Origin of the sequence: Alkalihalophilus lindianensis (assembly GCF_032843265.1) — a bacterium.
Lineage (GTDB): Bacteria > Bacillota > Bacilli > Bacillales > Bacillaceae_D > Alkalihalophilus > Alkalihalophilus lindianensis.
The window spans coordinates 1-267 of sequence record NZ_JAWJBA010000412.1 but is presented as its reverse complement, the minus strand read 5'-3'; the positions used below and the strand labels follow the sequence as shown (position 1 = coordinate 267).

Below are 267 nucleotides of genomic sequence, written 5' to 3'. Positions count from 1 at the left end.
ATTTTGCCTGTGCAAGAGACCTGGAGGTATTTTGCGGAATGGCTCCTCGGTCTTTTGAATCAGGCTCTTCCATTCGACGCAAGAAGAAAATTTCAAAAGTAGGCAACAGGTGGATTAGAGCTATTCTGTTCATGCCTGCCCTTGCTGCTAAGCGCTCCAACCCTCAGATGAAAGAATTTGCCAAGCGATTGGGCTCTTCGTCGAAACCCAAGAAGGTCATTGCCTGTGCCGTTATGCGAAAGTTGTTGAGACTAATGTTTGTCGTTG

Annotated in this window: 1 protein-coding gene; it reads left to right on the top strand. The window is 46.8% G+C overall.

Translation table 11 applies throughout. The annotated features are described in order from the left end of the window. Positions 1-38: 38 nt before the first annotated feature. On the top strand, positions 39-267 hold a 229-nt coding region (locus RYX56_RS22820; RefSeq protein WP_317124185.1), incomplete at its 3' end, for a transposase.